Here is a 20,281-nt window from a genome sequence, read left to right as displayed (position 1 = left end):
TGATTAGCGGTAATAAAAATTAAAGTTACTCAAAGTTGCCAGTCTTAAACACAACGAACGATAGTAATAGCCGATAAATTTATCTAGTTTACGTACCAGCTTTTGGAAAATTGAATTTTGGCGGTACTCAATCGCTTCGTGCTGTTGAAAATATATCAGCGTTTCATCTGGATTTGCTTGTCCCTTTTTGATTTTCTGGCGTTCTACCCAATCCTTGAAATAAACAATACCGTCCATAGCATCCCATCGAACTGGTAATCCAGCCTTAGCAGCAGCTAATCCTATTGCATAACCCTCAGCACCATAAAAACCATTTAACTCACAGTAAAGTGCAATGGTTTCCCAGTGCTTGAGAAATTCGATTTCACGCCCATCTTGCCTTGTAACTACAAATAACATTTCCATCACAAACTGGGTATTTTCATCTTCTAAATTCAAATCCAGTTTTTGTGCTAGCTTGTTAACAATTTCCAAGTCTCTAGTTCTCTTGGGTTTGTGCAAGTCTTTTACTGAACTAATGTAAACTTGATTATGTTTGACAATATTGGTACAACTTCTTGCTGTGACTCCAGGAAGAAATTTTAGATTTGGTGCTATTTTATCCAATATTCGGATATCTACATCAACAAAAATGCAGGTATTAAATAGTGATAATGCTTGGGCAATAACAAACCTTTTATCGTGGTAACAACCAATGCTTTGTTGTTGATGCGGAAAGGCTAAAACATGAGAATAATTACTAAATTCTTGTGGCTTATCTGTTAAAATTACAAACTTGGTTCCAGGTGAATGTTTTTCAATATCTTGAGCTAATAGCAAACCATGAGAGCGATATCTTTCACCCAAGGCTAAGGTGCAAAAGCAGAATTCTTTTTCTCCTTGACTCATAGTTTATAAAACTCCTTTGGAAAAGATAAAGATAAAAATTTGCACAAAAAACTCGTATAAAGCTGAGTATTGCTGAGTATACTTTTAGCAGAGATATTACAGTCTATGTACGTAATTATTACGCGATTAGATATTGAAATTTGTGAAATTTCAATAAAAAACAAGTATTAACCGCTAGTAAAAAATTTACTGGTGGTAAAGATTTATATTGATTTGAATGTTCGTGGAGTGTCCTACATCTAAGAAAAAGAATCTAAATCTAGAGATTGCATTCCTTCGCGTTCTATAAAGGTCATCATACTTCCCAGTTGCAACCAAACTAGCAAACAAGTCAGCAGACTAATTGGTAGACCGACTCCTAAAGCTAAAGAGGAGGGAAAGCCAAATATTTCTAAGCCTGAAGACAGAAATAGAGAAGTACCGCCAGTTATGCCGACAAATGGCACAAGTAATTGTTTCAGTGAGGAACGCGGTTTAGTATTTTCTGTGCGTACACTTGGCCATTTCTGCACAATTACTTTCAAAGTGCCAGATAATGCCAAACCAGATGTTAATGCTGTCAGAAAGCCAACAAGTAACAGAAAATAAGGCGGTTGCAGAGGAGAATAGTACATGAAAACTCCTGATTTATATTAAAGATTTTTTACTTTTTGTTTGTTGACTGGTTCTCAGCAAAAGGCGCAAGGAATGTAGCTTTTGGAAGGATAGCAGCTGCGCCTTCCCTGGATAATTCTGTTAAAATGCCGATCGCTACATTTAGTAAACGATCTGGTTTTAAGTCATCTTTAACCAGGTTCCACAGGCGTTGGACATCTTCGGTGTGAAGGCGGTCATCTTCGGTGAGAGCAAGCACCAGCTGTCGCCGCAGAAACTTACCTTCTTCCGACATTAAATATTGGAACCCCATCTGGGCTGTGGGCAATACATCAAAGTTGCTATCAGTACGAGCGATCGCAATCAAATTCTCTAAGCGCTGCCACTGGAATTTACCATCTTTGAATAACACATTCAATAATCGTCGCCGCAATTCGGGCGATTCCCCTGTCAGCAACCGCCGTGCTATATAGGGATAACCCACTTCAACAATTTTGAAATTTGGATTGAGGCTAAGGGCAATACCTTCCTGAGTTATCAGGGAACGAATAATCAAAGCAAACTTCGCCGGGACTCGGAAAGGATATTCGTACATCAGTTCCGAGAATTCATCGGTAATAGTTTTGAAGTTAAAATCCTTGACATTTTTGCCAATGGCGTTTCCCAGCACCGCTTCTAATGCTGGCACAATCGGGCAAATATTCGTGTCTGGAGTCAGAAATCCTAATTTTACAAAATCTTCGGCTAAGTCGGTATAGTCTTTATTCACCAAATGCACTAGCGCATCTACCAGTGCTTGTTTGGTGCTTTCCTCCAACTGATCCATCATGCCGAAGTCAATGTAAGCCATACGACCATCGGGTATCGCAAACAAATTGCCGGGATGAGGGTCAGCATGGAAGAAACCATGTTCTAAAAGCTGTTGCAATCCTGAGGTAACGCCAATTTGGATGATCGCCTCTGGGTCTAAACCTGCTTCGCGGATGCGCTTCGTGTCCGTCAGCTTGAAGCCATTAATCCATTCCAGGGTTAAAACGTGGGTATTGGTATAACGCCAGTAAATACCTGGAACTTTTACTTGCGGGTCGTTGCGGAATTTGCTTGCAAATTGTTCGGCGTTGCGGCCTTCATTAATATAGTCAATTTCCTCAAATAGCTTTGTGCCAAACTCGTCCACAATTAAAGTTAGGTCGTGACCGAGATTTAAAGGCAACCAAGGAGCTAGCCAACCTGCTGCCCAACGCATCAAATATAGGTCGCGTGTGATTACCGGGTGTAAGTTGGGGCGTTGCACTTTCACTGCAACTTCTTCGCCGCTGACCAGACGACCACGGTATACTTGACCTAAGCTAGCTGCTGCGACTGGGTTAGGTGACAGTTCGCTAAAACTTTCATGGATTGGACGGTCTAGTTCAGTTTCGATAATTTGGTAAGCGATCGCATTATCGAAAGGTGGTAACTGGTCTTGTAACTTGATCAGTTCTTCTAAGAAATCTTTGCGTATCAGGTCTGGTCTGGTGGAGAGGGCTTGACCAACTTTAATAAAAGTCGGGCCGAGGCGGGTGAGCAGTTCTCGCAACTGGATAGCTCGTTTACCCTTGTTCTGCTCAATTTTATCTTGCCATTCGTCCCACTTGAGACTGAGTATAAATCCTGCAAAAGACCAGATAATTCTCAGCAGTCGCCCCCAGGCTAGCCAGGGACGGTAACTATAGTAGCGAGCGATCGCATCTGGATTATAGAGTTTTAGCTGAGCAGGTTGATACTGACCCACGCCTTTTTTGCCTCTTCAACTGAAAAATTTACAATGATTGTTTTTCTCCTGACCCACAAGTTAGTTGCAAGTTCAGGATAGCGGTAGTCTTTTACCTAAAACAACTAGAACTTTACCCTTTGGGGATGCTGTTCGAGGCGATTTTAGCCTATGTTACCGCCTAGATTTGTTTATCTTTATTCTTAATTATACTTTATAAAACTACAACTAATTATCCAAGTTTCAGATGGTTTTATCTTTTCTTAACCATTGTTTATAAAAATATAAATATTTACCTATGTATGCAAATTTGAATAAAATGCGATAGTTAAGTAACTTTATTTACTTATAGTTAGATAGAGCAGTAGTACTATTACTGTCTTGGATTTAATCATTTTAAAGTTCAGACTGTCTTAGCTACCCATTTCCCTTTGCCTGAATACTTCTGCGATAATGGTCTTCTAAAACACTCGTTCATCATGAAGTTGAGAAAACAGCACCACAGGTCAAGTAATTTTGGATTTTGGATTTTAGATTTTAGATTGACCCCAGCAATCAAGTCATTAGCTCTGTCAAGTAATGCAAGGATTTTAGATTTATTCTTGCGTTTAAATTCGCAAGTCTCAAACCTTTCTAAATTTTGGATTTTGAATCTTCTTTTCCATTATCCAAAATTTAAAATCTAAAATTCGGTGACTTAGAACTCAGTGCTGTTCGGTTTATTGCAGGACGAATTGTATAGTTAGGTGGAATAATCAATCCGCAACTCATAACAGAATTATTATTTAGGACTCCTATAAATTTAGTAATTGGTAGTGGTTTTACCACAATTACCAATTACCAATTAGCTAGTTTTAATTATCATGTAGTACTATTTAGATTTGGCCTCCAAGTTTTCTAAACGGCTTCTCAATTCTTGGTTTTGTTGTTTGAGTTGGTCGAAATCTTCACGCAATTGACGCAGGTTTTTTTCTGAACCAATATTCTTTTGCACCTTGGAAATTTCTTCTTCAGCATAGCGACGTACACGCCCATCGGCTGTTTGTTCAGCTAGCGATCGCAAAATCCCGACTGCTTTGGGTGTTTCCATTTGTCCTAATGCTGCTGCTACCGCCACTTGCGTTAAAAAGAAGGTTTCTTTGGCTAGTTCTGTTAATTTTTCTAAAATCCGTTCCAAATTAACCGGACTTTGACCTACAGAAATCTTTCCTAAAGCGCGAATTGTGGCTAAACGTAGGGGTTGTGGTACACCGAGTTTGGTGTATTCGATTAGTAGATTTAAAGCTGCTTCTGAGGTTTTGAATTCAGCTAAACCGGCGATCGCACCACTCCGCACTACTTCATTCCAACCCGCCTTTTTTTCTAAAACGGATTTTAGCAGCTTTAATACCTTGTCTTCCTTGGGTTTTTCTTCTAAGTTTGTAGATGCGTAGGCGAAGCCCGTCGCAGACATCGCCCCGATCACACGAGAAGCTGCTGCTTCCACGTAGTAGCTGGGATCGCCTTTTTGCAACAGCCCTCTTACAACTTTATAGCTTTCAGCAGTTTTGATTTGAGCAAGTGCTTCCACTACAGATCGTCGCACGTAAGCATTTTTATCTTTTAACCCAAGAACTAAGCCATCAAAGGCTTGGTCTAAATTAATTTGGGCTAGTTGTTTCGCCACTTCCACACGCACACCCCATAATGGGTCATTTTTTAGCGCCGCAGACAGTGCAATGGTAGCTTCTAACCCACCTTTTTTTGCCAAAGCTTCTGCTGCATAGATACGCGAAATCGGGTTGGGATCAAATTCTAACTGTGCTTTTAACTCTGGTATTGGATACTCCAAAGCTACTGTTTTTAGGTAATTATTCCCCACATCAAAGCTGATAAATTGGGGCTTATTTTCTAGTGGAAAGTAGAAGCTTTGTTCACGTTCATTCACCCGCACTACAAAAGTTTTGAGTTGTGAGTTAGGAGTTAGGAGTTTGGAATTATTTTTAACTCCTAACTCCTCATTCCTAACTTGTTCCTGTTGGGTATAGCCAAAACCTATGGGTATTTTCAGTTCAAACAAATCCTTGCTGCCATTTTTATCTTCAGCAGCTTGGGTTTGAGTTACCGTAATTTTTGCCAAATTAGCATCTCCATCCCAAGAGTAAGCTACTTTAAAATCGGGATGACCACCACGATAAACGTATTGGTCAAAGAGGAACAAAAGATTACGTCCGGTTGCTTTTTCAATCGCCCTGAGTAAGTCTACTGTTTCTACGGTTTTGTGAGCATTATCTTGGATAAATGTTTGAATTGCCTGCCAAAACAATTCATCTCCCAATTGGGCCCGAATCATGTGATAAACACAAGACCCTTTTTCGTAGATGTGGCGATCGTAAAGTTCAATAGCTTCCCGGTAAATATGTGTTACCATCGGCCGGCGGTAGCGGCTGCTATCTTCACTAATGTAACGACGAGCTTCCAATAAACGATAGTAAGCTGCTTCTTCTAGACTATATTCCTGTTCTGTCCACATCACCTCAGAATAGGAAGCCATCCCTTCCTTAATCCAAGCATGAGACCAATGCTTAATCACCACCAAATCACCAAACCACTGGTGCGCGAGTTCGTGGACAACTAAACTTTCGGTATTGCGGTTATCTAAGGCGGCGCGTTCATCCAGCAAGCATCTATCTGTTAACAGAGTTGTGGAGGTGTTTTCCATGCCGCCAAAGATGAAGTCATCGACGCAAACCTGGGCATATTTCGGGAAAGCATAGGGATAGCCATACTTTTGGCTCAAAAATTCGATCATGCGGGGAGTTTTGCCCATGCTGCGTTTAGCATCTTCCTCCCGTCCCTTTTCTACGTAGTAGGTGACTGGTTTACCCTTCCACTCGTCCCGAATTTCGGCAAAGTCGCCGACTGCCAAAGTCATTAAGTAGGTAGGATGAACTTGTTGCTGTGACCAATGGTAGATTTTGTAATCACCATCTTCTGTGGTGTCAATCAATTCGCCATTGGAAATCGCCACGAGAGGGTTGGGAACACGAACGCGAATTTCGGAAGTAGACAGTTGTCCTGGATAGTCAAAGCAGGGAAACCAAAAGCGAGAGTCTTCGTCTTCGCCCTGAGTCCAAACTTGGGTGGGTTTGTTTGGGTAGTGCTTGTCTGGTTGAATAAAATAAATACCGCGTTGCGGTTTTGTCACCGAGTAGGCGATCGCAATCAGCAAGCGTTTATCAATCTGGGTCGCCTCAGAAAGTTGGATGGAAAGCTGTTCCCCGTCGTAGTCAAAATTTTGTGGCACCTCGTCCACCTGCACAGACTCGATATTCAGGTTGACAGCATCCAAAGTCAAACGGTCAATGCCATTACAAATTGGCAAGAGGCGAATGCTACAACTGCCCTGATAGCTTTGCTTGGGGATATCCAAGCTGAGATCGAGAAAAATATGCTCTACCTGTCCGGGGCGATCGGGGTTGTAGTGTGGTCTTGCTCCCGGTAACTCAAAAGGCTTGTGTCCGTTATTATCTGTATCAAAATAAGACTTCGACATTGATCCTTACTGACCTTGTAATCCTGAAAAGTCTGGCTTGGCTGGATGTAGTTAAGTAAAATAGCGGTGTCTAAATGTATTTCCCAAATCAACAGAGCATTATGAGGGTGAGGATTCCCCTTTGGGATTGGGGGATTGAAATTAATCTCACCCGAATTTCCGAAGGTCGATTGCCGATCCTTGGACTTTTTCCCATATCCCTCCCGCATCTACTTTTCCTGATGTTTTGCACTTTTTTGTCATTGAGTCAAGAGTCTCTTGCACCTCTATAGATTCTCATTAAGTACAAATACTCCTAATTATTCTTATAACTTAGGATAGCTTGCTGCTGCTGAACAGGCTATTTTGTTTGAGATGAACAGCAGATCATTTGCGGATTTGCTCATTATCCCTTTGAAGTATTTTTGAGACTAATTTTAGACCGCTAACTTACTTATAAGACTACTAATTTTATCAGTAAATACCGATCAATGAGCGGAAATTATTAATAAATCCGAAAACTCTATAGTGACACTTGTACAAATCTCGGTAACAATTTGAGCAAAAGAGGATAACAAAATGCCTGAAAGTAAATCAAAATTTCTCATTCCTGCTGTTGGTGCTGCTGTAGTTGTAGCCGGAAGTATAGCGGCTTATACGTATTTCAAAGGCGCATCAGGAGGTAGTTTAGACGCTCTCGGCAGTGCTAAAATAGTGCCTTCAACAGCATTGATGGCAACTTATATTACTACTGACTCTCAAGCCTGGGCAAAGTTACAGCAGTTTGGCACTCCAGAAGCACAAAAGTTAGTGGCAAAAGGTCTGGAAGATTTCAATAAGCAAATGTTCAGTGACAGTAACGTTTCTTATGAAAAAGACATAAAGCCTTGGGCTGGTAGTGTAATGATTGCTGTATTGCCACCAAATCCTGTGAAACCGGTACAGTTAAAAGTGCCTTCTGGGGCACCTAATTTACCAACAAATTTACAGCAGCAACCGAATATCCTGATAGTAGTGGGAATCAAGGATAAACTCAGTGCTTTAAACTTTGCTAACAAATTGAAGTCACAAAAAGGGGTGAAATTCCAGGAATCTGACTACCAAGGTCAAAAAATTATCGAAACTACACAAAATGGCAAGCCGACATATAGCGTAGTTTTAAATAATAGTCACTTGGTATTAGCCCCTGAAAAGCAAGCTGTAGAAAAAGCAATTGACACGTTTAAGGGACAGTCTTCTTTTGCCAGTAAAGAAGGTGCCAGCAGCATTCTCAACAAAGGAGTGGATGTCAAAAACAGCCTTGCCCAAATTTATATACCGGACTATGCAGGGATGGTACAGCAATTAGCAGTCGCAAGTCCGCAGACAAAGCAGTTACCTTCACAAGCCTTGACACAACTGAAGCAGATAAAATCTGTGGTGGCGGGTGTTGGTGTTGATGATGCAGGAGTGCGGGTAAAAGCGATCGCCAATTTAGATCCGCAACTAAATAAATTCCAGTATCAATCAAGTCCTGGAAATATAGTCGGGCAATTTCCCACTGATACCTTTGCTCTGATTAGCGGAAATGGCATCAGCCGTGGCTGGAAAGCCCTAGTAGAACAGTCAAAAGATTATCCAGAAATGAAGCAAGCTCTGGAACAAGCGCGATCGCAACTTAAATTTGTCAATATTGACCTGGATAAGGATATTTTTGGCTGGATGAATGGGGAATTCGCTTTTGGTGCGATTCCATCTAATCAAGGGGTGTTAGCGAGTGTTGGTTTTGGAGGTGCTTTAGTATTTGACACTAGCGATCGCAAAACTGCCGAAGCCACCTTAACGAAATTGGATACCCTCGCCAAAACCCAAAAAATCAACATCGCCAACAGAAATATTGGTGGTAAAGACGTAACTGAATGGCAAATCCCCAAACAGGGAGCTTTATTGGCGCATGGTTGGCTGGATCAAGACACTTTATTTGTAGCTCTTGGTGGCCCAATTGCGGACGCAGTTAGCGATCGCAAGAATCAATCTCTCGACAATAGCGACGCTTTCAAAGCCGTTACTGGTTCTTTGCAAAAGCCCAACGGTGGTTATTTCTACCTAGATATGGACAAAACTAAAACTGTGCCCTTGATCAATAGTTTTATCTCATCTAATGCCGATACCATCACTATCCTGGGTTCAATTCGTGGTTTTGGTATTACCGCCACTAGCCCCGATAAATCCACCAGTGAATTGGAGATGTTGTTAGCTCTCAAGCCGAATACTGCAAAATAGGGCATGGGGCACTTGTACTGAGCGAACGCGAGTGCGTCTCGTAGAGAAGCCGTAAAGCCTGCGGCATAGCTTCGCTTAAGGCGCAGCCTCTCCAAGAGTTGTATTGGGCATATGTTATTCCCCTCATCCTCCTCATTCCCCCACTCTCCACTCCCACTTACAAAACTTGATTATTGCGAGATTCTAATGTCTGGTTGAGCCTATCCAACGCGCCAGTCAGCCTTTTCTGAGCGGCAACCTTAGGGTCTGATAATAGGGATTCAATGGTGACATGCTCTTGCCTCTTCAATTTTTGTAAGGTGCGAATTGCTACAAATAAGATGAAAGCAATGATTAAAAAGTCAAGGATTGCGCCCAGAAACTGACCGATCGCAATTCCTGGTTCGATGGTGATTGTTCTCCTGTCTTTGCTAGTCATACTAATTAAGGAGTTAATCAATGGCATGATCACATCCTCAACCAAGGAGGTGATAACCCGGCTAAAGGCAGTACCAATGATCAAGTGCGATCGCCAAGTCAACTACACTGCCTTTGAAGACAAATTCTTGAAAATACCTTAAAAAACCGCTTGCACTTATTCTGACTCGTTGCCATACTTCAGACTCAATAAGTTGGTTGTAGTCTTTTTTTAGATGGCACTCAGCTTTTTGCCCTCTCTGTCGAGATAGATTTTCCTAAGTATCGAAATCTTACCAATCTTGAATGGATGGCTCTGATGAAGTATAAATTGGAGAATAGTGTGATTCTCTGGAGAAGTAAATCACGCGAAACTTTTGATGTCAAGATTCTATGACTTTAATCTCCACGCCTTATATAATTCAATTCATTTCTAGACTGCCGTCCAGCAAGTATGTCATAAGTAAAAAAGCTGTTGAACGCGAATTAATTTATGACCGCTGCTGTAAACACTAATCCTGGCTTCGCTTCCCGCTTGGTAAATGGCATATTGGCAATCAAGCCTTTAGCTAACCTAGCCAAACATCAAGCTAGACAAATGATGATTAAACGTGCCGAGAGAATTGGTGTGCCTTGGACGCAAGAAGTCGAAACACTACAGGCGCTTGATTGGAAGGCTGATCTAGCTCAAGTAGAAAATCCTCAGCTTTCCTACCCCGATTATTACCTCACCTCATTCCATGCCTACGAAACCGGAAATCTCAGTTGGCAAGCCGCTTTTGAGGTAGAATCTGCTGCCTATGCTGTCCACGCTAAGATTTGGCAGGGCGCCCAAGCGCAAGGCGATCCGATGCTGCGCGAAAGTTACCATAATATCCTGAAAAGTCAAATCCCTAACGAGCCGCAAAATATCTTAGATGTAGGGTGTAGTGTTGGCTTGAGTACTTTTGCCCTACAAGCAGTTTATTCTCAAGCTAAAATTATCGGCTTGGACTTATCTCCCTACTTCTTAGCTGTTGCCAATTACCGCGCCCAACAACGTCGTCAAGCTAAAATTAATTGGCTTCATGCTCAAGCTGAATCTACTGGACTACCTGATGCCTCTTTTGATTTAGTCTCCATTTTCCTGACGTGCCACGAATTACCCCAGTCAGCAACCCGACAGATTTTAGCTGAAATGCGGCGCGTGCTACGTCCCGGTGGCTACTTAGCAATCATGGACATGAATCCCAAATCTGAAGTTTACCAGAAAATGCCAGCTTACATTTTGACGTTGCTCAAAAGTACTGAACCGTATTTAGATGAATATTTCGCTTTGGACATTGAGCAGGCTATTGTTGAAGCGGGTTTCCAAACTCCCACTATCACTAACAATAGCCACCGTCACCGCACAGTGATTGCTCAGGTGAGTGGTTGATTTCGCTCTACTGCTGTGGGCAGCAATACCACCATTGCTGCTGCTAGGCTACTACTACTGTCGAGTACCATTTGCCCCACCTCTGTTAAAGTTGCTGATGTTCTTTATCATCGGGGCAATATTCGGTCTTTTAGCCCTTAGACTCGAATGGATTTTTGAAACTGTAGCCAATTGGGTTGTAGACTGGCAGAGGATCAAACGTTGGCTTCCTGGTGTAGCCTTGCGGCAGCTTGTGGAAGTAGGTCTAATTGAAGAAGGCTGTAAGTTGGCTGCGGTTGTTGTCCCAACCTACTATCTGCAACGTAGGTATCGATTACTTCCCTCTACCGTTTTCCTCTTCACCATAGCCGTTGCCCTTGGATTCACTGCCGAAGAGAACTGGATTTACCTTTTCCACGGTACAGCATCAATTTTTGAACGTACTATCGGCACGCCAGTCCACGCCATGTTCTCTGCACCTTGGGGATATGCCTTGGGAATTTATATTTCCTCCCACACTCGGTTAAATCGAGACAGGAAGTTCATTTTTTGGGCTTGGCTAAATTCTGTAATCTGTCATGCCCTAGTTAATATCCTATCTAGTGCTTGGGGTTACTCATTACCCCTACGTTTATTGAGTTATGGTTTATTTCCGTTTCTATTGTGGATGTTTTGGCGACTGGAACAATTACTGCGAAAAGTGCAAGGCAAACCCGTAATTACCCTGATTTGGGACCGTACACCCCAGCGCCGTTATTGGCAGAGGAGTTTAGTGCTATTTGCCCTTGTGCTGGGTGGAAATGCTATTTTTGGGCTGTTTCTCTTAGTCAGGAAAATTAGTCCTTTGAGTCCGTCGAAGCTTTTTGACAGTGATATTTTGTGGTTTATATTTAGTCGCTTTTTACTAAATCTCTTTTTTGGAGTTTTAGCCTGGGGCATTTATCGCTATTTGCGACATTCCGCCCGTCGTCGGTATTTTTAAAATATGATTTAGGAAAATGCTAGGGGGTTTCTATGCAAACAACTCCAGTGCGTTGGACGACTGCTGACCTAGAGCTATTTGCTAGCGATTCTCGTTCCGAGACACTTCGTGAACGCAGGAATCGCTATGAGATTATTGATGGAGAACTATTTGTGACCAAAGCACCTAACTAGGATCATCAAACAAGCTGTGGCAAGATTGTTACAGTTATTAACAATTGGTCAAGATGAGTTGACAAGTCCTTTGCTACCTGGTTTCAACTGCTTAGTTAGTAAACTTTTCTAGCTGGGCATGGGGCATTGGGCATTGGGGTTCTTTTTCATCTCCCCCTCCCCAATCCCCTATCTCTATTCCCTATAGCTAAACCCGTGCTAATACTGGCTGATTCACGGATGTGGTGACTGAATCTGATTCTGACTCTGTGCAGTAGATTTCGCAGGAGTTATTGGGGCTTTCAATCAGTTTAACTTTGTAAAGTTTAGCTCCCAATTCTTGAATGGGCGATCGCAGTAAATTACTAATGTAAAGTGCGATATTCTCAGCAGTCGGCACAACTTCGGCAAAGTAGGGAATATCCTTGTTTAAAAAGGTGTGATCGAATGGCTCTATCACATAATCTTCTACCACTTGATTCAGGACACCTAAATCAATAATCATGCCAGTGCGTGGATCAATTTCCCCTTTGACGGTAACTTCTAGATGGTAGTTGTGTCCGTGACCGTGGGGACGAGCGCACTTACCATAAATCTTAGTGTTTTCTTCGTTACTGAGGTTAGGATGAGCTAGCCGATGGGCAGCGCTAAAGTGAGTACTGATGGTAAGGTAGGCTTCCATTGCGTTTCCCATATAATCTGCCCAAAGTTCAGGATGTTCAAACAACTGCACACGGACTAAAGGCAAGTGTGGTGCTAGTCGCTGCCAAATAATGCGTGCAATATTCTCAGTGGTTGGCAGAGTTTCTTGAAATTCTGCCCACACATCGTTGAGATAAGAGAAGTCCAATTGACTGGTAACTTCCCGTTTGATTACGTGTTTCACATCAGACAAGTTCAGCACCATGCCATATTCATCCAATTTCCCGGCTAGGGAGATAAATAAGACATAGTTATGCCCGTGTCCCGGAAATTTAGAGCAAGCACCAAATTTATCAATATTCTCGGCTTCACTCAGTTCTGGCAACCAATAGCGATGACTTGCCGAAAACTGGCCGCGGCGATTAACTATACATTGCATGAGTACACTAAAAGCAGAATTGAAAATTTCTTAATCTTTCTCTGTTTCCAGGATAAACTAATTCCTAAGTTCTGTGTCATTCGTCATTAGTCATCTAGCGAAATTGACCCATGCCCCATGCCCAATGACTATATAACAGACGCTTGCGCCTCACAGTGTAATCTCGTAGCTATGCGAAATAGTTCTTGACCTGTGTGTAAATAACGCTCATCGTAGTTTAAAGGAAAATAAGCCAACTCTTCGAGTCCATCTGCTGCTTGATCGAGGCTGTAGTAGAGGTGAGCCGCTGTTCTTGCTAGACTAGGCGGATTCGGCAGGGAGCGAAAAGTAATTTGTGCCTGCTTGAGGTCATCTCGACAGGTTTTTAAGTATTCCTGAAATTCATCTAACAACTCATCATCAAAGGGATCAGCGGCTAATTGATCCATTTGTTCTTCTAGAGAATACAGAATGGTACAAAGCAAGCGATTTACTGGTTGGTAAACTTGGCGCAGCCATTCTTCAACTTGCTCGTCAACATCCCGTCCAGTTTTTCGTCTTGTCTGGTAATGCTTTTGCGCTGATGCTGTACGCTGTTGGCGATCGCTATTTAATTTTTGGAAGTCATTTTGCAGTTGTTGGTCATAATTGCGGCGATTTTGGTTGTCGCCTAAAACCTCATAGGCTGCATTGATGCGGATAATCTGCTCGTGATCGGCTGTTTGCTGATTACTGTCAGGATGAAACAACTTAACCAAGCGGCGATAAGCTTGCTTAATCTGGGCAAGGCTTGCACTTGGACTAACTTTGAGAGTTTCGTAATGGTTAGAAACGTGCTTAGAATTGACCATTAATTCAATGTATCGTTAACTGACGCTAGTGGCTAACCTTGCCTCCAGGTCTTGGAACAACGGTGTACTCAAATACCTCTCACCAAAACTGGGCTGAATCATTACAATTAAACGCCCTTTGTTTTCTTGACGTTGGGCAACGCGAATTGCTGCACATAAAGCGGCTCCACTGGAAATGCCAGATAGTAGCCCTTCTTCTTTTGCCAAACGCCGACTGTAGGCGATCGCTTCTTCATCGCTGACGGTAATCACTTCATCAATCAATTTTATCTTTAGCACTTGGGGAATAAACCCAGCGCCAATTCCTTGGATTTTGTGCGGCCCTGGCCGTCCCCCAGATAAAACTGGGCTATTGGCAGGTTCAACAGCGATCGCCTTAGAACTTGGCTTGCGTGCTTTAATCACTTCTGCTACACCAGTGATCGTACCACCTGTGCCCACCCCAGCTACGATTATATCTACTTGTCCATCGGTATCTTCCCAGATTTCAAGAGCTGTAGTTTCCCGATGCACTTTTGCATTGGCTGGATTGCGGAACTGCTGCAACATATAGGTATTTGGGGTAGTATTAACTATTTGCTGCGCCCGCCTAATTGCCCCACTCATGCCTTCCATACCTGGTGTTAGTTCCAGTTCTGCTCCATAAGCACGCAACATTGCTCGTCGCTCCCCACTCATCGTCTCTGGCATTGTCAAAATTAATCGATAACCCTTAGCTGCTGCTGCCATTGCTAGGGCAATTCCTGTGTTTCCAGAGGTGGGTTCTACCAATACTGTCTTAAGAGGAGTAATCAGCCCTTCCTCTTCGGCGGCGTTAATCATACTGACCCCAATCCGGTCTTTGACTGATGCCGATGGGTTCATACTTTCCAGTTTCACCACAATTTCAGCAACACATCCTTCTGTTTGGGGAATGCGGTTCAACTGCACTAGGGGTGTACGACCAACCAGTTCTGTAATGTTACGAGCAATTCGCATATATTTAGCCCTTAGTTATTAGTCAAGAGTCATTTGTCATTTGTCATTGATGAGTCCAGTCCTGTTTGGCTTTGCAGTTCCCGCAAGGTAGGCAGGTTTCCTAATAAGCATGAACTGACGTTAGCGATAAATCAGAACATTACCCATAAGAAGATGTTTTAAAAGTATTATTGCTAACACTAAAATCTCGAAAACCTAACCCCCCAGCCCCCTTTTTGTAAGGGAATCAGGGTTTTAAAGCCTCTCTCCATTTCCGGGAGAGGAATGGAAGTGGGGTGAGCAGTATACTTTACGACTTTCCAAACATCCTCTAAAAGTCAAATAACAAATGACAAATGACTCTTGACTAAATGTAGTACATGATATCCAATTGCCGCCGCGAATCTCGTTTTTCACAAAGATCCTGGAGCGTATATTTTTGCAACACTGAATTTGCGGCGCGACTTGCTTCTTGCCAAATTTCTTCTATAACCGAACTGTCTACCGTTTTGGAATTAACGTTTTCTTCACAAGTCCGCACCTCTAACCCTTCTAAACATTCCAAAATCTCAAAAAGGATGATTTTTCGGGGTTCTCGCGTTAACAGATAGCCACCTTTTGATCCGCGCTGACTCTTGACTATACCCCCACGCCTCAAGGTTGCTAGTAGCTGTTCCAGATAGCGATCGGGTATGTTTTGTTGTGCTGCAATTTGTCGAATTTGCAGCGGTTCGCCGCTTTCGTAATGAGCGGCCATCTCTAATAAGGCCAGAATTGCGTATTCCGATTTACACGATAGTTCCACAAGTAGTAATGAGTTAGGGGTTAGGAATTAGGGGTTAGGAGTTAGGATATTACGTGATATGTAACTTTATACCGCCAACTTCTATTAGAAAAGCTCACTCAGAAAAAGTTGCTCACAGCGTAAGTTAGAAGTTCGTCGCTGGTAGGGTAGGCATTGTAATCATTGGTGTCAACTTCAGGTGAAATCGGCGGTTAGAAACCGTACGCCTGTTGCTTGGCTGTCGGCAAAACCAGAAGTTCGCGGACTCGCTAGCGCTGCACTATCGCCGGAAGCCGGCGCTCAGACTTCTCTAAGAGGATGTTTGAAAAGTGGTATGTTGTGCTTTTAATCACATTCTTACCCCCCTTAATCCCCCCGATATATTGGGGGGAAACAAGAAAATCCAGTTCCCTCACGCCACATGCTTCAAGTCGGCAAAGCCGCCCAACGCAGTGGCTCCCCTTTATAAGGGGAGGGTTAGGGTGGGGTAAAAAAATATTTGATACATCAATCATGACTTTTCAAACATCCTCTAAGACTTACGCAAAATTGTCTCAAAAACCTGATTTGTCGTAGGGGTAATTCATGAATTACCCCTACTTCAGAACTTTTTTGCGTAAGTCCTGTTCTCTTTGCGGGGTTACAAACCTTCAGTTTTTTCTTAGTCCGCGGAGGCGGACGAGAGTTTATGTAGCCGCGAATTCCATTGCCCTGGCTCTAAGTTGACGCTAATGCATTGTAATGATCACCCTACTCTGGTCTATTCATATATATAGCAATCCGAATTGAAACGTGAGAAAATACGGAGATTAAAAGTACGTATTTATCGGCTTTTCAGCGATTTTGTTTCTCACAAATGATTTAGGATTGCTATAGCAGCCGCCATAAATCATAACTTCTAACTCACAACTCCTAACTTTTCTAGTATACTCCGGTTCCCTACTGGGGTTTATTCGTTGCTATTATCGACAACAAAAAGCCCCGCCATCAGGCGGGGAGAAATAGAGTTCAAAATTGTCAGTGGATAGTCAACAGTCTAGAAGGTGAAAGTTGTTCTGAGCGTACCGATAAACGCATCATCGTTATCGCTATTTTGACCAGGAGAGGTCAACCAAATTACACCAGGGGTGATTGAAACATTATCCGACACGCGATACTTGTAGAAGCCTTCAAAGTGATAGGGTATATCATTACCACCAGCCACACCTGCTCGGTTAAAGGAATAAGGTTCTGCACCAGCAAAAAGACCCAAGACGTTACCCTTTTTACCAAAATCAGGTAAGGCTACCCCAACACCATAGCTCCAAGCTTGATAATCATCATTTGCACCGAAGCCTGTGACATCATGGTAAGAGACGAAGCCACTAATTGACAGCTTGTCGCTAGGTCTAAACGCAGCCTCCACACCGTAGGAGTTGCTGGAACCTGCATCTAGTAAAGTATTAGCTCGTTGAGTACCTACTGCAAGAATCTCTGGGTTTGACGTGGAACCGGAGTTGAATAAAGAACCGCCGCCTGCATTATATCCGTGGACGTAGGTAGCAGCTAAAGCTAAACGATTGCCAACACTAAAATTCAACTGTCCTAAAGCGGCATAGTTACCGTCGGTCAGACCGAAACCAGGAGTAGGATTATTAGCAGTCGATGCCAAGTAACCCGCAGTGATTGAGCTATTTCCCAGGATGCCGCCACCTTTACCAAGGGGTAGATTGAGCGCTATACCTGCACCGCCACCAATCCGATAAATGGGACTTTCAGAAGCAAAGGTAGACAAAGCACCATTACCACCGTCAGTTTGATCAAAAAAGTAAGGGTTGTTGACAGCAGCATAATGGCTGTGCCTACCGCCACTAGCTGCTAGGTAAACTTGGGCTGGCCCTATGGGAACTTCATAGGTCAAACGATCTATCTTGACACTGTTGTTACCATCGCCAGCACCAACTTGAAATGTTTGTGTGCCTTCCGCATCACCGATAATAGGATTACCAGCGTTATCCCTTAGTGAAAAGGCTTGTGCATTACCAGCAGCAAGACGAGTATGTAAAACGTCTCTACCCGTGAAGCTGGTTTGCAAGTCTAAACGTACCCGGTCTTGGAAGACGGCATTGTTATTCTTGCCTGTGTTCCCTCCAAACGCATCAGTAACACCAAAAATGGCTTCACCGACTAATTTTGTGGTAGTAGAGAACTGATTAGCTTCCAATTCAGCAGTCCGCGCTTCTAGGGAATCTACGCGACCGCGTAGGGTTGCCAATTCTGCGGAAAATTCTTCTTGCAACCGTTGCAAGGTAGCTAAATCTTGTTTAGTCACCAAGTCAGCTGTTGCTGTAGCAATCAATTCGTTAACCCGATCCAAACAGGCATTCAAACCAGCGGCAAATTCATAACGGGTCAAAGCACGGTTACCGCGATAAGTAGCATTTGGGTAACCTGCAATACAACCATAGCGCTCAACCAAGGACTGCAATGCTTGGAATGCCCAGTCAGTGGGTTGTACATCGGAAAATTGAGAAACCGATGTTACTTGAGACTGAGAGTTATTTTGGTTGCCTTCGTTGCTGTAGCGGTTAACTTCATCTATCGTTGTTTGAGCCAATTTTTCTGGCTGTTGGGCAACTTCAGTTACACCTGTTTGTTTGGCTACTGGTACTTCAGTGGTTCTGCTTGGAGCCGCAATTGCTGTTGTCGAAACTAACAATGTTGCTCCCAAGACTGCTGGGCTAACCACTAAGGATTTCCACAAGAGATTAGACATCTTTTTTTACTCCTCACACCTTGTTTAGATAATTGTCTTCGTGCACCTAAATCTCAAAAATGCAACATCTCATTGAAACCTGTGGATGAGGCATAGTTGCCACTAATACAATTTTAGTTTTTGCAAAGCTAATAAACGATAAACTTAGGGTTAAAAACTTATGTGATTAACTTATGCAAAAACATATCTTTATATCATAACATTATAAAACATCTGATCTAGATGGCAAGATCACAGCGATCGCCTTAATAACTGTCACACATAGTTATCTAAATATCTAAGTAGGGAGTAAGGTTTAGGTCATTCGCTCCCTACTGGGCTAAATTGCTCAAAGCTTTAGACACTTAGCAACTTGTCATCAAAAATAACTTCTTGCATTTAGCCTAGTATAAATCGCACGCCAGTTAGAACACACTGGCTCGCCTATACAAACATAGGCAAAGCCTACGCAAACGAGGTATTCGTCCTCAAATACCAAAACGCATCTGGAAAACCAAGAAAAACAGAGGAAGACCTATCAAAATCTCTGTCCCTAGATTTCAGCACCAGAGGTACTTCGCTTGCTATCAACGTAAATAGCGCCGTCTTGTCGTTAGATGGGAACGACGAAAGGTTTCTTTTGACGCATTCATTAACCTTGCTACTATCCACATCTGGATTAACAAAATATTATTAGTGGGATAGATTCCTACTTAGTCCGTGTTAGGGTGACTTCCACTTGTCTGGTGCAAGATGTCAGAAGAAATCACTTACTTAATTTGGGAAATCGCCCGCGCCACATCAAAGTCTGTCTGTGTCAACCCACCTGCATCATGTGTTGTGAGTGTAATCTTCACTTTGTTGTACGAAATCTCTATATCTGGATGATGTCCTGCTGACTCAGCCGGCTCTACCAGCTTATTGACAAACTCAATTGCTTGGATAAAATCCTTGAATGTGCGGGTAATTTCCAACTTGGAGTCTCCAACAGTCCAACCTGACAGAACTTTTGCCTGTTCTTTAATTTCCGCTTCAGCGAGTAGTTGTGCCATATCAAAAAATTCCTATATACTATATATTTGTTACATCTTGCATCTTACGAAGACAAACCCCTTATATTCTCTACACAGTAAAGTATGGGAGGATAAACCAAGACATAATACGTGTGTGCATATTTAAATCAGACTTGGTAGATAGACGCTATTGAGCACATCTGGTCAGACTCCAAGATTTGATGCAAGATATTTTTATTTTTAAGAAAACTTTAACGCGTTGGCTTTCCCCACCGCAGGGATTGCCATCTAAATTTTCAATAGCAACGATAAAACAAAAATCACCCATAAAAAACTATCCGCTCTGATTTAGATCGGGTGATCTAAGTCAGAGCGGTCTAGCGGGTCTTCAGGTTGCAACCAGACTGCCGGACGGAACTCCGAGCTTGCCTAGCTACTTGAGCTAACTTAGTCTCTCAAGATGACTGAGGCTAACTATTAGAGAACAGCCCCGGCACACAGCCGGCTAACTGCAACCTGATGACCCACGCATTTACTACTTTCTATCATGGGCATCACCTCCTTATTGCCTAAACGGTCTTAGTTTTCAAAGGGCAGAGCATTTACTCTGGGTTTATAACCTTCACCTAATATAACACATAAATTTAGAGATATTAACCATATACAGAAAAAAATCTCCCACCTTTTGGTGGAAGATCACTGGAGAATGGGGAATATTGACACTTTCTTGGCTTACTTACAAGGAGATTATTTCATCTGGAGGGTGTCAATTACCGCCAACCACAAGCCTAATTCAGGTCATACATGGTCAGCTTTGAATTCTTAGAGAGCGTTACCGCGAGGTAGAACTTCCTCAGGGAATACAAATTGTTCGTGGGGTTGATCTTGAGGAGCCATCCAAGCGCGGATACCCTCATTCAGCAAAATGTTTTTGGTATAGAAGGT

At 42.7% G+C, this 20,281-nt stretch carries 15 protein-coding genes and 1 pseudogene; 4 read left to right on the top strand and 12 right to left on the bottom strand.

The genetic code is table 11. The annotated features are described in order from the left end of the window. Positions 1-3 precede the first annotated feature (3 nt). The 4 genes from V7K30_RS18520 to V7K30_RS18505 all read right to left on the bottom strand — a co-directional run bounded on the left by V7K30_RS18520 (position 4) and on the right by V7K30_RS18505 (position 6,770). Complete coding sequence (locus V7K30_RS18520) at positions 4-888, bottom strand: hypothetical protein (protein ID WP_335001680.1); 885 nt, start codon at positions 886-888, stop codon at positions 4-6. Between the two features lie 239 nt (positions 889-1,127). Beyond that, positions 1,128-1,502, bottom strand: coding sequence for a hypothetical protein (locus V7K30_RS18515; protein ID WP_335001678.1), 375 nt, complete (start codon positions 1,500-1,502; stop codon positions 1,128-1,130). A 29-nt stretch (positions 1,503-1,531) separates the two neighbouring features. Further along, a complete protein-coding gene (locus V7K30_RS18510; RefSeq protein WP_335001676.1) occupies positions 1,532-3,256 on the bottom strand; it encodes an ABC1 kinase family protein in 1,725 nt (574 codons plus the stop codon). 850 nt (positions 3,257-4,106) lie between these two features. Next, a complete protein-coding gene (locus V7K30_RS18505) occupies positions 4,107-6,770 on the bottom strand; it encodes a M1 family metallopeptidase (RefSeq protein WP_335001674.1) in 2,664 nt (887 codons plus the stop codon). Between the two features lie 558 nt (positions 6,771-7,328). Here V7K30_RS18505 and V7K30_RS18500 point away from each other — a divergent pair. Beyond that, positions 7,329-9,011 carry a DUF3352 domain-containing protein gene (locus V7K30_RS18500; protein WP_335001672.1) on the top strand — a complete coding sequence of 561 codons (1,683 nt, stop codon included), beginning with the start codon at positions 7,329-7,331 and terminating at the stop codon, positions 9,009-9,011. 157 nt (positions 9,012-9,168) lie between these two features. Here the strand turns inward: V7K30_RS18500 and V7K30_RS18495 are convergent, their stop codons facing one another. Further along, entirely contained in the window at positions 9,169-9,531 is a 363-nt protein-coding gene (locus tag V7K30_RS18495; protein ID WP_335001670.1) for a large conductance mechanosensitive channel protein MscL, read from the bottom strand. 369 nt (positions 9,532-9,900) lie between these two features. Here V7K30_RS18495 and V7K30_RS18490 point away from each other — a divergent pair, with 369 nt between their 5' ends. From V7K30_RS18490 to V7K30_RS18480, 3 genes are read left to right on the top strand one after another with little or no spacing between them, the layout of a single operon-like run. After that, the gene (locus V7K30_RS18490; protein ID WP_335001668.1) at positions 9,901-10,824 is read left to right on the top strand and encodes a class I SAM-dependent methyltransferase; all 924 of its coding nucleotides are present in this window, start codon (positions 9,901-9,903) and stop codon (positions 10,822-10,824) included. After that, positions 10,817-11,785: a PrsW family intramembrane metalloprotease gene (locus V7K30_RS18485; RefSeq protein WP_335001666.1), complete on the top strand. Its 969-nt coding sequence runs from the start codon at positions 10,817-10,819 to the stop codon at positions 11,783-11,785. Before V7K30_RS18490 ends, V7K30_RS18485 begins: the two co-directional genes overlap by 8 nt. Positions 11,786-11,817: 32 nt before the next feature. Continuing rightward, a complete protein-coding gene (locus V7K30_RS18480) occupies positions 11,818-11,958 on the top strand; it encodes a hypothetical protein (protein WP_335001824.1) in 141 nt (46 codons plus the stop codon). Between the two features lie 187 nt (positions 11,959-12,145). On the opposite strand, the gene V7K30_RS18475 is transcribed toward V7K30_RS18480, so the two are convergent. From V7K30_RS18475 to V7K30_RS18445, 7 genes and pseudogenes are all read right to left on the bottom strand, one after another. Next, positions 12,146-13,018, bottom strand: a complete 873-nt coding sequence (locus tag V7K30_RS18475) for a 6-carboxytetrahydropterin synthase (RefSeq protein ID WP_335001664.1) — start codon at positions 13,016-13,018, stop codon at positions 12,146-12,148. A gap of 128 nt (positions 13,019-13,146) precedes the next feature. Continuing rightward, positions 13,147-13,848 carry a J domain-containing protein gene (locus V7K30_RS18470; protein WP_335001662.1) on the bottom strand — a complete coding sequence of 234 codons (702 nt, stop codon included), beginning with the start codon at positions 13,846-13,848 and terminating at the stop codon, positions 13,147-13,149. A 15-nt stretch (positions 13,849-13,863) separates the two neighbouring features. After that, the gene (cysK, locus tag V7K30_RS18465) at positions 13,864-14,826 is read right to left on the bottom strand and encodes a cysteine synthase A (RefSeq protein WP_335001660.1); all 963 of its coding nucleotides are present in this window, start codon (positions 14,824-14,826) and stop codon (positions 13,864-13,866) included. Positions 14,827-15,172: 346 nt separating this feature from the next. Next, positions 15,173-15,610, bottom strand: a complete 438-nt coding sequence (locus tag V7K30_RS18460) for an RrF2 family transcriptional regulator (RefSeq protein ID WP_334969173.1) — start codon at positions 15,608-15,610, stop codon at positions 15,173-15,175. Between the two features lie 1,015 nt (positions 15,611-16,625). Beyond that, entirely contained in the window at positions 16,626-18,344 is a 1,719-nt protein-coding gene (locus V7K30_RS18455) for an iron uptake porin (RefSeq protein WP_335001658.1), read from the bottom strand. A gap of 749 nt (positions 18,345-19,093) precedes the next feature. Further along, on the bottom strand, positions 19,094-19,375 hold the full coding sequence (locus V7K30_RS18450; protein ID WP_335001656.1) for a 4a-hydroxytetrahydrobiopterin dehydratase: 282 nt from the start codon (positions 19,373-19,375) through the stop codon (positions 19,094-19,096). Positions 19,376-20,158: 783 nt separating this feature from the next. Continuing rightward, a pseudogene (locus tag V7K30_RS18445) lies at positions 20,159-20,281 on the bottom strand (photosystem II D2 protein (photosystem q(a) protein)); the annotation flags it as partial.

Source organism: Nostoc sp., assembly GCF_036917655.1.
Classification (GTDB): Bacteria; Cyanobacteriota; Cyanobacteriia; order Cyanobacteriales; family Nostocaceae; genus Nostoc.
Note: the sequence above shows the minus strand (reverse complement) of the source record. Positions and strands in the feature narration are given on the sequence as shown.

Excerpts from the sequence above, each read along its gene's own strand:
- V7K30_RS18455 (WP_335001658.1), bottom strand. The coding sequence starts at position 18,344 with ATGTCTAATCTCTTGTGGAAATCCTTAGTGGTTAGCCCAGCAGTCTTG.
- V7K30_RS18515 (WP_335001678.1), bottom strand. The coding sequence starts at position 1,502 with ATGTACTATTCTCCTCTGCAACCGCCTTATTTTCTGTTACTTGTTGGC.
- V7K30_RS18475 (WP_335001664.1), bottom strand. The coding sequence starts at position 13,018 with ATGCAATGTATAGTTAATCGCCGCGGCCAGTTTTCGGCAAGTCATCGC.
- cysK (WP_335001660.1), bottom strand. The coding sequence starts at position 14,826 with ATGCGAATTGCTCGTAACATTACAGAACTGGTTGGTCGTACACCCCTA.
- V7K30_RS18505 (WP_335001674.1), bottom strand. The coding sequence starts at position 6,770 with ATGTCGAAGTCTTATTTTGATACAGATAATAACGGACACAAGCCTTTT.
- V7K30_RS18500 (WP_335001672.1), top strand. The coding sequence starts at position 7,329 with ATGCCTGAAAGTAAATCAAAATTTCTCATTCCTGCTGTTGGTGCTGCT.
- V7K30_RS18490 (WP_335001668.1), top strand. The coding sequence starts at position 9,901 with ATGACCGCTGCTGTAAACACTAATCCTGGCTTCGCTTCCCGCTTGGTA.
- V7K30_RS18450 (WP_335001656.1), bottom strand. The coding sequence starts at position 19,375 with ATGGCACAACTACTCGCTGAAGCGGAAATTAAAGAACAGGCAAAAGTT.
- V7K30_RS18480 (WP_335001824.1), top strand. The coding sequence starts at position 11,818 with ATGCAAACAACTCCAGTGCGTTGGACGACTGCTGACCTAGAGCTATTT.
- V7K30_RS18520 (WP_335001680.1), bottom strand. The coding sequence starts at position 888 with ATGAGTCAAGGAGAAAAAGAATTCTGCTTTTGCACCTTAGCCTTGGGT.
- V7K30_RS18470 (WP_335001662.1), bottom strand. The coding sequence starts at position 13,848 with ATGGTCAATTCTAAGCACGTTTCTAACCATTACGAAACTCTCAAAGTT.